Raw genomic sequence first — 11,914 nt, 5'->3', positions numbered from 1 at the left:
CCCCCCGGATGGTCCAGGCCCCTTCCCTTTAACGCGCTACCGTCGGGGCGATGCGGCTCCTGCCCGGCGCGGAATACTTCCGAGTCACCGAGCTCCCGGCCTACGAGCCGGAGGGCGCGGGCGAGCACCTGTGGCTGCTGGTCGAGAAAGAGCAGCTCAACACCGACGACGTGATCGACGCGCTGGCGCGCGCCGCGCGGCGACCGCGGAGAGACGTGGGCTACGCGGGCCGCAAGGACCGCAATGCGGTCGCGCGCCAGTGGTTCAGCGTACGGCTGGGCGACGAGAAATCACTCGCCGAGCTGAAAGCTCCGGGCGGGCGGCTCGAGGTCGTGTCGGTCTCGCGCCACCGCAACAAGCTCCGGCTGGGTCACTTGCAGGGCAACCGCTTCCGGCTGGGGCTGGGCGACGTCGAGCCGGCAGGCCGCACGGCGCTGTGCGAGTCACTCGAGCGCCTGGCGCACGCGGGACTCGAGAACCGCTTCGGCGCGCAGCGCTTCGGCTCGGGCGAGCTGAACCTCGCGCTCGCGCGAGCCTGGGCCGCCGGCGATCTCGCGCGTACCGCGGCACTGTGCGTCGACTCGGGCGGCGCCTGGCGCGCGGGTGAGCCGCTCCCGTCCGAGTACCGCCCGGGGCTGTTCGGCCGCGTGGTCGGCGCGCTGCGGCGCGCGCCCGAGGACCCGGCCGGCGCGCTGCGCGCGGCGGGTCCGTCGTTCCGCAAGCTCGTGGCGTCGGCCGCGCAGAGCGCGGTGTTCAACGCCGTGCTCGAGGCCCGGCGCGCCACTGGACTCACTCATGCGCTGCGCGCCGGCGACGTCGCGCGCCGGCGCGGCGGCGGCCTCTTCCGCTGCACGGCCGCCGACGCCGCCGACGCCAGCCGGCGCGCGGCGCCCGGCCTGCTCGAGGTGCTCGCGACCGGCCCGCTGCCCGGCCCCGACATGTACGCTCCGTCGGCCGAGGTGACTCGTGAGGAGCGCGCCTGGAGCGCCGCCACCGGCTTCGACTGGGAGGCGTTCGCGGGCGAGTCGCCGCTCGCGAGCCCCGGCGACCGGCGCGAGCTGGTGGTGCCGTTCCTCGAGCCTCCGCGCCTCGACGAGCCCGAGCCCGCGGGAGTCACCTGGCTCGAGTTCGCGCTGCCGCCCGGCTCCTTCGCGACCGAGCTGCTCGATCAGTGCGGCGTCGCCGGCCGAAGCCCGACGAGGCCTATGATGCGAGACACATGAGCTCGCCGCCGACGCTCTCGATCGCGTTCGCGCGCCACCTGGCGGCAGCGCACGAGGCCCTGCACGTGGAGGGCATGCGCGCGGCCGCCGCGCTCGAGGGCAACCCGTTCGAGATCGAGGTGCGCCGCTTCGGCCGCGCCACGGCCACCATCGCGCGCAAGGTGCCGCTGGTCGAGTGGTACAACCGCGTGGTCGGGCTCGAGCAGCAAGATGCGCGGCAGATCCGCGAGCTGCTCGCGTTCTACCGCGCGCACGGCATCCGCGGCCGCTTCGAGATCGGCCCGGCAGAACTGACTTCGGCGCTGGCGGTCGCGCTCGCCTCGGAGCGGGTGGGTCTGGAGCGCTTCGAGTGCACGCTGTTCGCGCCGATCGAGGCGCGCATCGCCCCGCCGCCCGGCGCACTCGAGGTGCGCCCGTCGCCGCTCGACGAGCTCGAGCGCTATCTCGAGCTCTGGGCCCGCGGCTTCGGCCTGCCCGACTTTCTGTGGGACGACGTCCTGCGCATCCGCGCGGCCTGGTTCACGGTGCCCGGCATCCAGCGCTACGTGGCGCTCGACGCCGGCGTGCCGGTCGCGTGCGCGGCGCTCTACGTGCACGGAGACGTCGCATATCTGTGTATGTCGGCCACGCTGCCCGAGGCGCGCGGCCGGGGCGCCCAGAGCGCGCTGATCGCGCGGCGCTGGCGCGACGCCGCGGAGCGCGGCTGCCGCACGGTGATCACCCAGACGGCCTACGGGGGCACGAGTCAGAACAACATGGAGCGCGCCGGCATGCGGCTGGCCCATACGTTCGGCATCTGGCTCGACTACGGCCTCCCGTTCTAGAATCGCGCCGCTCGATTCGTTGGGGGGCGGGAATTGCGGAGGTTCTGGCTGGTGGCAGCGGCGCTCGCGCCCGCCCTCGCGGCGTTGGCCTCTTCGACCGGGCCGCAGCCCGGCACCACCGGCGTGCCCCAGGGCGGCGGCTTCCCGGCCGAGCCGGTCTGCACCGCCTGTCACACCGGCTTCCCCGTGAACTCCGACGGCCGCGACCGGCTGCAGCTCATGGGCGTGCCCAAGCGCTACGTGCCCGGCCAGCGCTACACGCTGACCGTGGCCCTGCACCACCCCGACGCCGAGCGCACGCGCTGGGGCTTCCAGCTCACCGCCATCGCCGCCAAGACCTGGAAGGGCGCGGGTGAGTTCGTGATCACCGACTCGCCCAACACCGAGGTGATCCACGGGGTCATGGCGAACCGCGACTACGTGAGTCACTCGTACTACGGGACCGGGGTCGGCGAGGCCGGCGGGCGGCAGTGGAGCTTCGACTGGATCGCGCCGCCCGCCGCGACCGGCCGCGTGGCCTTCTACGGGGCGGGCAACGCGGCCAACGCCGACGGCTCGAAAGAGGGCGACCGCATCTACAGCTCTTCGCCGGCGCCGCTGGCGGTCACCGCACCCGCGGGAGGGAAGTCGAAGTGAAGTTCTGGCAGGCCGTTTCCTTCAGCGAGCCCGAGCAGCTGGTCGACATCGCGCGCATCGCGGAGCAGCTCGGCTTCGAGGGCATCCTGGTCTCGGACCACCTGTTCCACCCGGAGAAGATCGCCTCGAAGTATCCATATACACAGGATGGTGTACCCGGGTTCCACGCCGAGACTCCCTGGCCCGAGCCGTTCTCGGTGGTGGCGGCGATGGCGGCAGTCACTTCGCGCATCCGCTTCGCGACCATGGTCTACATCCTGCCGCTGCGTCACCCGATCCCGGTCGCGAAGGCGTGCGCCACCCTCGACGTGCTCTGCCACGGGCGCTTCGTGCTGGGCACGGGCGCCGGCTGGATGAAGGAGGAGTTCGACCAGCTCGGCGTCGACTTCGCGACGCGCGGCGCGCGCTACGACGAGTCGATCGGCGCGCTGCGCGCGCTCTGGAAGCCGGGCATGGCCGAGCACCACGGCCGCTTCTTCGACATCCCGCGCCTGCAGATGAGCCCGGCCCCGAGCCGGCCGGTCCCCATCTATGTGGGCGGCAACAGCCCGGCCGCGCTGCGCCGCACCGCGCGGCTGGGCGACGGCTGGCTGGGCACCGGCACCGACCCCGCCCAAGCCGAGCGCGATCTGGCCGAGATCGCGCGGCTGCGCGCCGAGGCCGGCCGCGCGCGCGAGCCGTTCGAGGCGATCGTGCCGCTGACCGTCCCGCCCGACGCCGACGTACTGCGCCGGCTCCAGGACCGCGGCGCGCACGGCACCGTCAGCTACCCCTTCTTGTACGCGCTGGGCCCGACCTCGAGCCTGGACCAGAAGCGCCGCTACCTCGAGGGCTATGCCGAGACGGTGATCCGGAAGCTGCGCTAGCCCGCGGAGTAAAATGGCGGCATGGCGAACACCGTGCTCCAGGGGCAGTGCGACGCGCGCTTCAAGCGCGTGCGCGAGGTCTTCGAGGCTTCCTTCGCGAGCGGGGCCGAGCTCGGCGCGGGGCTGACGATCTATCTCGAGGGCCGGCCCGTGCTCGACCTGTGGGGCGGCTTCACCGACGAGTCCAAGGCCCGCCCGTGGCAGCGTGACACGCTCGCGAACGTGTACTCGACCACGAAGGGCATCACGGCGCTGTGCGCGCACCAGCTGATCGAGCGCGGTGAGATCGAGCTCGACGCGCCGGTCGCGCGCTACTGGCCCGAGTTCGCGCGCGCCGGCAAGGAGACCCTGCCCGTGCGCTTCCTGCTGAGTCACCAGGCAGGCCTCGCGGGCATCGCCGAGCCGCTCCAGGCGACCGACCTGTTCGACTGGAAGCGCATGACCGGCGCGCTCGAGGCGCAGGCGCCGTGGTGGAAGCCGGGAACGGCGCACGGCTACCACGCGCTGACCTACGGCTGGCTGGTGGGCGAGGTGATCCGGCGAGTCACTGGCATGAGCGTGGGCCGCTACGTGCGCGAGCACGTCGCGGCGCCGCTCGGCGCGGAGTTCTGGATCGGGCTGCCCGAGGAGCTCGACGCGCGCACGGCGAGCCTCGTGCAGGGGCCGATCGCGACCGGCGGTCCCAACCTGATGGAGCTCGTGGCACAGGACCCCAATGGGCTGGTCGCCAAGGTGTTCGGCAATCCGCCGATCTTCGCGCTGTCTCCGAACTCGCGCGAATGGCGCGCGGCCGAGCTGCCCGCGGCGAACGGACACACCACCGCCCACGCGCTCGCGCGCATCTACGGAGCGCTCGGCAACGGCGGCGAGCTCGACGGCACGCGTGTGCTCGGGCGCGCCGCGATCGACGCGGCGCGCGTGCAGCAGGCCTACGGGCGCGACCTGGTGCTGCCGCTCGTGACCAAGACCGCGCTCGGCTTCATGCTCGGCCCGCCCGAAGAGCCGCTGGGCCCCAACCCTCGCTCGTTCGGACACGGCGGCGCCGGCGGCTCGCTCGGCATGGCCGACCCCGAGGCGAAGCTCGGCTTCGGCTACGTGATGAACCTGATGCACACGGGGGTCTGGCTCGTCGATCCGCGGCCGCACGCGCTGCTCGACGCGCTCTACTCTTGTCTGTGAGTGACTCCGGGCCCGACGCCCGCATGATCCCGATCGGCCGCTTCGCGCAGCTCGCGGGCTTCACCGTGCGCGCGCTGCGCCACTACGAAAGTCAGGGCTTGTTGCTGCCCGCGCGCGTCGACCGCGAGAGCGGCTACCGCTACTACCGCCCGGAGCAGCTGCCCGACGCGCTGCGCGTGCGGCTGCTGCGCGCGCTCGAGATGCCGCTGGCCGAGGTGGTCGAGGTGATGCGCGCACCCGACGGGCCCGAAGCGATCGCGAAGATCCGCGCGCACCGCGCGCGCGTGGCGGAACGCGTTCGCGACGTCGAGAAGCTGCTCGAGCGCGTCGACGAGTGGCTCGACGGCGCGCCGCAGGAGCTCGAGGCGCCGACCTCCGCTTTCGACGACGCGCCGCACGGCGCCGCCGATCCGCACCGAGTGAACGAGAACCTTGCTCGCACGTTCCTCGGCTTGTTCGGTCCCGGCGACGAGCGCTGAGTAAACGCGTTCTCCCCGGCATAGTGACTCGAATCACGCAACGCGCGTGAGCAGAGTCACGGCGGGCACGATCTAGACGGCCGAACCTGCTCCCCGTTCCGCATCGCTCGGGGGGCCGTTGATGTTGCTGCTGCGGTTGCTGTTGGGGTGGGTCTATCTCTGTCTTGGATTCGGATTGCTCGCGCTCCCGGCGGAGTCCCGAGCCGATGCGGTACTACTCCGCTTCAAGCCGCCGCCGCAGAGCGTGCGCGGCTACAACTTGTATCTCGCCACCGCCACCAGCGGTGCGATCACCAGCCCCGCGGTCGACATCGGCGCGCGCACGGCCGACTCGACCGGAGTGGCGAGTTACTCGATCGGGAATCTCGACCCGACGCAGTCCTACGTGGTCGAGCTGACCGCGTACGATTCCAGCGGCGTCGAGTCGCGCCGCTCGAACCGGCTGACGCTGGCGGCCCGCACGGAGGTCCTGGGCGCGCCGCTGTGGCAGTCGAACTTCAGCCAGTACGCGCCGGGCGTGCACGTGCCCGGCTTCACCGATCTGCGCGGAGACACGGTGACCACGTCGGGCACGAACATCTTCAGCGTGTTGTACCTGGGCGACGGCAGCATCGCCTACTTCAGCGGCTCCGACATCGGAGTGGTCGCGAGTCAGTATACGGGCGCAAGCGCGGCGGGCTGGGGCTCGTACGAGATCTCCGGGCGCATGCGCATGGACCGGCCCCAAGGCCGCGCCGGTATCGGCGCGCGCGTGCAGTCCGGCGCCTATTTCCTGCTCGGAACGGCCACGAACGGTGCCTGGGCGCTCGGCGGCTGGAATGAGCCGGCCCTCACGTGCCGGGTGGGCGCTGCGCTGGGAGTGACCGCCGCCGCCCGCAGCTGGTACTCGTTCAAATACCGGGTGACCCGGGCTTCCGGACTCACGCGACTGCGGGCGAAGGTGTGGCTGCAGAGCAGCGCGGAGCCCACGTCCTGGCAGTCCGACTGCTGGACTAGCAGCCCGGTCACCAGCGACTCCGGGTCGTTCGAGCTCATTCGCACTGGTGCCGGTGGCGTGTACTGGGCCGATCTGGTGGTCACCGCCGTGAGCGGAACGATCGCGCCCATTCCGCCGCAGTGAGTCCGCGGATCAGAACCGGGGCGAGTTCGTGCGCGCCGCCACGCCCCCGTCGGCGACGATCGCGGCGCCGTGCACGTACGAGGCTTCGTCGGAGGCGAGGAAGAGCGCCACGGCGGCCATCTCCTCGGGCTTGCCGAGCCGGCCGCACGGGATCTGACGCTCCCAAGCCGCGCGTCCGCCGGTGGCTTCGACCGCGGCGAGCAGCGGCGGCGTCTCGATCGGGCCGGGCAGGATGGTGTTGATGCGCACGCCGCGCGCGGCGTTCTCGACCGCTGCGGTCTTGGTCAGGTTCACGATCGCGGCCTTGGCCGCGCCGTAGGCTCCGAGCCCGGGCTCGCCCGCCACCGCGGCACCCGAAGAGATGTTGATGATCGCGCCGCCGCCCTGCGCGGCCATCACCGGCAGCGCGGCGCGCATGCCGAAGAACACGCCGTCGAGCGTGACCGACTGGGTGCGGCGCCAGTCCTCGTCGCGCAGCGTCTCGAGCGCGCCGGGCAGGACCGCGGCGGCGTTGTTCACCAGCACGTCGAGCCGGCCGAACTCCGAGAGAGCGAAGCGCACCGCGGCCTCGACCCGGCGCGCGTCCGACACGTCGGCGGGAAAGGCGCGCGCGCGGCCGCCCGCGCCCTCGATCTCCTTCGCGACGCGCTCGGCCGAATCCGCGACCAGGTCGTTCACGACCACGGCCGCGCCCTCGGCGGCGAAGCGCACGGCGATCGCGCGACCGATCCCCGAGCCCGCACCCGTCACCAACGCGACTTTGCCCCGCAGGCGTTCGCCCACCTTGTCAGCCCCTCCTGAAACGTGTTCTAATTTTCTACCCGGACGCCGGCGAAGTCCAGGAGGGATGCCATGGCCCGTTTCCCGTTCGGTTTCGCGAACAGCTGGTATCTGATGCTGTACTCGGACGAGCTCGCGAAGGGCGAGGTCCGGGCGCTCTCGTATCTCGGGCGCGAGCTGGTCGCGTTCCGGGGCGAGGACGGCAAGGCGCACGTGCTCGACGCGTACTGCCCGCACCTGGGCGCGCACCTGGGCAAGGGCGGCAAGGTGATCGGCGCCGACCTGCAGTGTCCCTTCCACGCCTGGAAGTTCAACGGCGAGGGCAAGTGCGTCTCGGTGCCCTACGCGAACAAGATCCCGGCCAAGGCCGAGACCCGCTCCTGGCCGGTGAGTGAGGTCAACGGCGCCATCTTCATCTGGTACCACGAAGACGGGAAGCCGCCCGACTTCGAGGTCCCGCGGCTCGCGCAGTGGGGTGACTCGGGCTGGACGCGCACCTGGCAGAAGTACGAGTGGGTGGTGCGCACCTGCCCGCAGGACATCATGGAGAACGCCATCGACTGGCCGCACTTCCACAGCGTGCACAAGATGGACATGCCGCCCGAGAAGAGTCACAAGTTCGACGGCAAGATGTTTTTCTGGAACATCGGCACGACCAAGCAGGTGTCCACCATGGAAGGGGTGAGCGACAACCTGTACATGGAGGCCCAGAACTGGGGCCTCGGTTACAACTTCCTGACTTACACCGGAATGTTCACCACGGTGATCTCGACCGGACTCACTCCGCTCGACGCCGAGCGCACTCACTTCCGCACCGCGATCATCGGCAAGAAGGACGGCCGCAGCGAGGAGGAGACGCTGCAGCTGCTCAAGGCCTACATGGACGACCAGTCCAACGCGATCACGCAGGACTTCGAGATCTGGGAGAACAAGCGCTTCCGCGCCAAGCCGATGCTGTGCGACGGCGACGGACCGATCGCGGAATTCCGGCGCTGGTGCCGGCAGTTCTACTCCAAGGACTGGGCGGAGGCGGAGTAACTCCGCTCCGACACGCGCATGCCCCCCGTCTCGCGCCGCGAATTCCTGAAGCTTGCGGGCGCCGCGGGCGCGGCCCTCTCGGCCACCGGCGGGGCGCTGACCGTCTCGGCCGCCGACTCACCCGCCTTCGACGTGGAGTGCGACGTCGCCGTGGTGGGCAGCGGCGCCGCCGGGGCGACCGCGGCGCTCTACGCCGCCGAGGCCGGCGCCCAGGTCGTGGTGCTCGAGAAGGCGCCGCTGGTGGGCGGCACGACCGCCAAGTCGGGCGGCGTGTACTGGATTCCGAATCATCCGATCGAGCGCGCCAAGGGCCTGAAGGAGCCGCGCGACGCGACCCTGCGCGCGATGTGCCGCGCCTCGTATCCGCTGCTCTACGCGGCGGACCAGCCGCGCTACGGCCTGCCGCAGAACGAGTACGACCTGATCGAGACCTTCTACGACCGCGGCGCCGACGCGGTGGTGGGGCTCGAGAAGATGGGCGCGCTGGTCTCGTTCGGCGCCGACTCACTGGCCGGGCCCATGCCCGACTACTTCGAGCCGCCCGACGCGACCAAGATCGTCGACCGCAGATACTGGGCGAAGAAGCCCGATGGCTCGTTCGGGCTGGGCGACGAGATGGTGCGCCAGCTGCGCGCGGGGCTCGAGGCGCGCAAGGTGCCGGTGAAGACGGGTCACCGTGCGACGCGCGCGCTCGTGAACGCGAAGCGCGAGGTCGTGGGCCTCGAGGTCCAGCCGCAGAAGGGCAGCCCCCTGCGCGTGCGCGCGCGCAAGGGAGTGGTGTTCGCGAGCGGGGGGTTCACGCACGACGCCGAGCTGGTGCGGCGCTTCCAGCCCGGGCCGGTGTTCGGCGGCTGCGCGGTGCCGACGAACGAGGGCGATTTCGTGCGCATCGCCGAGTCACTCGGCGCGAAGCTCGGCAACATGCCGAGCGCCTGGCGCGCGCAGATCGTGCTCGAGCAGGCGCTGCAGTTCTCCTCGACGCCCGACGACGTGTTCATGCCGCCGGGCGACAGCATGGTGCTGGTGAACCGGCTGGGCCGGCGCGTGGTCGACGAGAAGTCGAACTACAACGAGCGCACGCGCGCCCACTACCAGTGGGACCCGGTGCGTCACGAGTGGATCAACCTGCTTTTGTTCATGGTCTACGACCAGCGCAGCGCCGAGCTGTTCGCCGGCCGCTTCCCGCTGCCCGCCGCGGGCATGTCGGCGCCCTACGTGGTCCAGGCGGCGAACCGGGCCGCGCTGGTCAAGGCGCTCGACGAACGGCTCGCGCGGCTCGCGCCGCGGACCGGCGGCGTGCGGCTCGACGCGGCCTTCGGCGAGTCACTCGGCGCGACCCTGAAGCAGTTCAATGCCGACGCCGAGCGCGGCGTCGACCGCGAGTTCCAGCGCGGCGCCAGCGTCTACGACCGCGAGTGGCACACCAAGATCTGGTCGTTCGCGAACCCCGGCACGAAGCACAAGCTGCCGGCCAAGAACCTCACCCTGTATCCGATCTCCGAGGCCGGGCCGCTGTACGCGATCATCCTCGCGCCCGGCACGCTCGACACGAACGGCGGCCCGGAGATCGACAAGAGCGCGCGCGTGCTCGACGCGCTGGGCCAGCCGATCGCGGGCCTGTTCGGCGCGGGCAACTGCGTGGCCTCGCCGACCGGTCCCTACTACTACGCGGGCGGGGGCACGCTCGGCCCGGCAGTGACTTTCGGCTTCATCGCGGGCGAGGCGGCGGCGCGCGAGCCGGTGAAGGAGCTGGCATGAGCCGCTGCCAGCTCGCGCGGCGCGAACGGCTCGGCCGGGGTGGCGGCACCGTGGTGGCGCTGCACGCCGACGGCGCCGATGCCGGCGAGCTGTGGGCGCTGGCGCACGCGCTGGGCCGCGACGCCGTCGCGCCGCAGGCGCCGCGCGCGCGCGACCCGTTCCACGCCAGCGCCGCGCCCGAGGACCCGCGCTGGCGTGCATACGCGGGTCACTCCTGGTTCCGGAGCGACGACGCGGGGCGGCCGGAGCCCGCGAGCTTCGGCGACAGTCTGGCGCAGCTCGAGTCACTCGTGGCCGAGCTCGAGCCGCCGGTGTTCCTGGTCGGTCACCGCGAGGGCGCGACGCTGGCGCTGGGCGCAGCGCTCGCGTTTCCCGAGCGGATCGCGGGGGTCATCGCGCTCGACGGCCCGCGCCCCGACATCCCCGGCTGGAGCGACGCGATCGAGTTCCCGCCCGACCTTCCCGTCTTCGAGTTAGGAGCAGAATCATGGCGAGCGAAGCCAAGAAGCTGATCAAGACCTATTTCAAGCGCATCCAGACCGGCGACCCGAAGCTGCCGGACCTGCTGGCCGACGACGTGACCTGGTGGGTGCCGCCCGGCTCGGACATGGCGGGCACTTACGAGGGCAAGGCCAAGGTGCTCGAGCTCATGGGCAGCGGCATCGGCCTGTACGACCAGACGGTCCCCATGCGGATCGACGTGCAGGAGATGGTCGCCGAGGGCAACACGGTGTGCGTGCAGTTCGTGCTCAGCGCGAAGACCGCCAAGGGCCGTGACTACCGCAATCACTACCACTTCGTGTTCAAGACGCGGCGCGGGAAGATCACGGCGGTGAAAGAGTACGTCGACACCAAGTACGCCCACGACGTGTTGTTCACATGAAGAACTCCTGGATCCACCTGGCCAAGGGCGTCACTCCGAAGCAGGCGCACGTGGCCGTGCCCAAGGGCCTGAAGGAGGAGGAGCTGGGCCGCGGCGGCTTCCACGGCCGCGTGGCCAACCTGTACCGGCTGAACGAGCCGACCGGCTGGGTGCGCGTGGAGGGTGACTTCGCGCCCGGCGACGTCGACGGCGAGCGCGTCGACACCACCGACCGCACGAACCCGCGCGGCGCGCCCACGCGGCTGTTCTGGAACGACGACCTGACCGTCTCGGTGAGCCGGCGCAGCGAGGCCATGCCCTGGTTCGCGCGCAACGCCGACGCCGACGAGCTGTACTTCGTGCACCGCGGCGAGGGCACGTTCGAGACCGAGTTCGGCCCGCTCGAGTTCCGCCCCGGCGACTACGTGGTGCTGCCCAAGGGAGTCACCCACCGCGTCGTCCCGGTGAGCCGCGACAACTACTTCCTGCGGCTCGAGTCACGCGGCGAGATCGGCCTGATCGAGCACCCGAACCTGGGCCGGCACAATCCCTACGACCCCGAGGTCATCGCCGTGCCCGAGCCCAAGGCCATGCAGGGCGACGGCCGCCCCGAGTACGAGGTGCGCGTGAAGCGCGACGGGCGAGTCACCGCGTTCTTCTTCGACCAGCACCCGATCGACGTGGTCGGCTGGAAGGGCGACCTGTTCCCGTTCCGCTTCCACAACACCGACTTCCGCCCGGTGACCGCCGACCGCAACCACGTGCCGCCCTCGGCCTTCGGGCTGGTCTGCGCGGAGGGCTGGGTGCTGTGCAACTTCGTGCCCAGCCCGATGCAGCGCGACCGCGAGGCCGCGCGTCTGCCCTACTACCACCGCAACGTCGACTTCGACGAGATCGGCTTCCTGCACGGCGGCAGCATCGCGGGCCAGCCGATGGAGGGCACCACGATCATGTGGCACCCGCGCGGGGCGGTGCACGGCCCCGGCGAGGCGGCGCGCGCCATGGCCGAGCAGTTCTGGAGCGAGATCGGCACGAACGACATCCAGGCCGTGAACGTAGACTGCGTGCGGCCGCTGTCGGTGGCGCCCGAGGCGATGGCCGCCAAGCGCGACCACGTCCAGCTCACCGTACGCAAGGATGCGACCTGAC

Annotated in this window: 13 protein-coding genes; 12 read left to right on the top strand and 1 reads right to left on the bottom strand. The window is 71.4% G+C overall.

Features of this window, described 5'->3' with window-relative positions; translation table 11 throughout:
• The first annotated feature begins 50 nt into the window (after positions 1-50).
• The 7 genes from truD (at position 51) to VMR86_11850 (ending at position 6,327) form a co-directional block, all read left to right on the top strand.
• On the top strand, positions 51-1,223 hold the full coding sequence (truD, locus tag VMR86_11880) for a tRNA pseudouridine(13) synthase TruD (GenBank protein HTO07741.1): 1,173 nt from the start codon (positions 51-53) through the stop codon (positions 1,221-1,223).
• Entirely contained in the window at positions 1,220-2,047 is an 828-nt protein-coding gene (locus tag VMR86_11875; GenBank protein ID HTO07740.1) for a GNAT family N-acetyltransferase, read from the top strand. Before truD ends, VMR86_11875 begins: the two co-directional genes overlap by 4 nt.
• A 51-nt stretch (positions 2,048-2,098) precedes the next feature.
• Positions 2,099-2,683, top strand: coding sequence for a choice-of-anchor V domain-containing protein (locus VMR86_11870; GenBank protein ID HTO07739.1), 585 nt, complete (start codon positions 2,099-2,101; stop codon positions 2,681-2,683).
• The gene (locus VMR86_11865; protein ID HTO07738.1) at positions 2,680-3,549 is read left to right on the top strand and encodes an LLM class F420-dependent oxidoreductase; all 870 of its coding nucleotides are present in this window, start codon (positions 2,680-2,682) and stop codon (positions 3,547-3,549) included. The genes VMR86_11870 and VMR86_11865 overlap by 4 nt, the downstream gene beginning before the upstream one ends.
• Positions 3,550-3,570: 21 nt before the next feature.
• The gene (locus VMR86_11860) at positions 3,571-4,728 is read left to right on the top strand and encodes a serine hydrolase domain-containing protein (protein ID HTO07737.1); all 1,158 of its coding nucleotides are present in this window, start codon (positions 3,571-3,573) and stop codon (positions 4,726-4,728) included.
• Complete coding sequence (locus tag VMR86_11855; GenBank protein HTO07736.1) at positions 4,725-5,207, top strand: helix-turn-helix domain-containing protein; 483 nt, start codon at positions 4,725-4,727, stop codon at positions 5,205-5,207. Before VMR86_11860 ends, VMR86_11855 begins: the two co-directional genes overlap by 4 nt.
• Positions 5,208-5,451: 244 nt before the next feature.
• Entirely contained in the window at positions 5,452-6,327 is an 876-nt protein-coding gene (locus VMR86_11850; protein ID HTO07735.1) for a hypothetical protein, read from the top strand.
• Between the two features lie 9 nt (positions 6,328-6,336).
• Here the strand turns inward: VMR86_11850 and VMR86_11845 are convergent, their stop codons facing one another.
• Entirely contained in the window at positions 6,337-7,110 is a 774-nt protein-coding gene (locus VMR86_11845; GenBank protein ID HTO07734.1) for an SDR family NAD(P)-dependent oxidoreductase, read from the bottom strand.
• Positions 7,111-7,179: 69 nt separating this feature from the next.
• Between VMR86_11845 and VMR86_11840 the strand changes: the two genes are divergently transcribed.
• Genes VMR86_11840 through VMR86_11820 form a run of 5 tightly spaced genes read left to right on the top strand, consistent with a single transcriptional unit; the run spans position 7,180 to position 11,913 of the window.
• Complete coding sequence (locus VMR86_11840; protein ID HTO07733.1) at positions 7,180-8,145, top strand: Rieske 2Fe-2S domain-containing protein; 966 nt, start codon at positions 7,180-7,182, stop codon at positions 8,143-8,145.
• Positions 8,146-8,163: 18 nt separating this feature from the next.
• A complete protein-coding gene (locus VMR86_11835; GenBank protein HTO07732.1) occupies positions 8,164-9,903 on the top strand; it encodes an FAD-dependent oxidoreductase in 1,740 nt (579 codons plus the stop codon).
• Positions 9,900-10,415, top strand: a complete 516-nt coding sequence (locus VMR86_11830) for a hypothetical protein (protein HTO07731.1) — start codon at positions 9,900-9,902, stop codon at positions 10,413-10,415. The genes VMR86_11835 and VMR86_11830 overlap by 4 nt, the downstream gene beginning before the upstream one ends.
• On the top strand, positions 10,391-10,786 hold the full coding sequence (locus VMR86_11825) for a nuclear transport factor 2 family protein (protein ID HTO07730.1): 396 nt from the start codon (positions 10,391-10,393) through the stop codon (positions 10,784-10,786). Before VMR86_11830 ends, VMR86_11825 begins: the two co-directional genes overlap by 25 nt.
• Positions 10,783-11,913: a homogentisate 1,2-dioxygenase gene (locus VMR86_11820; GenBank protein HTO07729.1), complete on the top strand. Its 1,131-nt coding sequence runs from the start codon at positions 10,783-10,785 to the stop codon at positions 11,911-11,913. The genes VMR86_11825 and VMR86_11820 overlap by 4 nt, the downstream gene beginning before the upstream one ends.
• Position 11,914 lies beyond the last annotated feature (1 nt).

Source organism: Myxococcota bacterium, from assembly GCA_035498015.1.
In the GTDB taxonomy this organism is placed as follows: domain Bacteria; phylum Myxococcota_A; class UBA9160; order SZUA-336; family SZUA-336; genus VGRW01.
This window is presented reverse-complemented; position numbering and strand designations above follow the sequence as displayed.

Coding starts and splice junctions, on each gene's coding strand:
- VMR86_11840 (HTO07733.1), top strand. CDS start 7,180: ATGGCCCGTTTCCCGTTCGGTTTCGCGAACAGCTGGTATCTGATGCTG.
- VMR86_11875 (HTO07740.1), top strand. CDS start 1,220: ATGAGCTCGCCGCCGACGCTCTCGATCGCGTTCGCGCGCCACCTGGCG.
- VMR86_11830 (HTO07731.1), top strand. CDS start 9,900: ATGAGCCGCTGCCAGCTCGCGCGGCGCGAACGGCTCGGCCGGGGTGGC.
- VMR86_11820 (HTO07729.1), top strand. CDS start 10,783: ATGAAGAACTCCTGGATCCACCTGGCCAAGGGCGTCACTCCGAAGCAG.
- VMR86_11825 (HTO07730.1), top strand. CDS start 10,391: ATGGCGAGCGAAGCCAAGAAGCTGATCAAGACCTATTTCAAGCGCATC.
- VMR86_11860 (HTO07737.1), top strand. CDS start 3,571: ATGGCGAACACCGTGCTCCAGGGGCAGTGCGACGCGCGCTTCAAGCGC.
- truD (HTO07741.1), top strand. CDS start 51: ATGCGGCTCCTGCCCGGCGCGGAATACTTCCGAGTCACCGAGCTCCCG.
- VMR86_11835 (HTO07732.1), top strand. CDS start 8,164: ATGCCCCCCGTCTCGCGCCGCGAATTCCTGAAGCTTGCGGGCGCCGCG.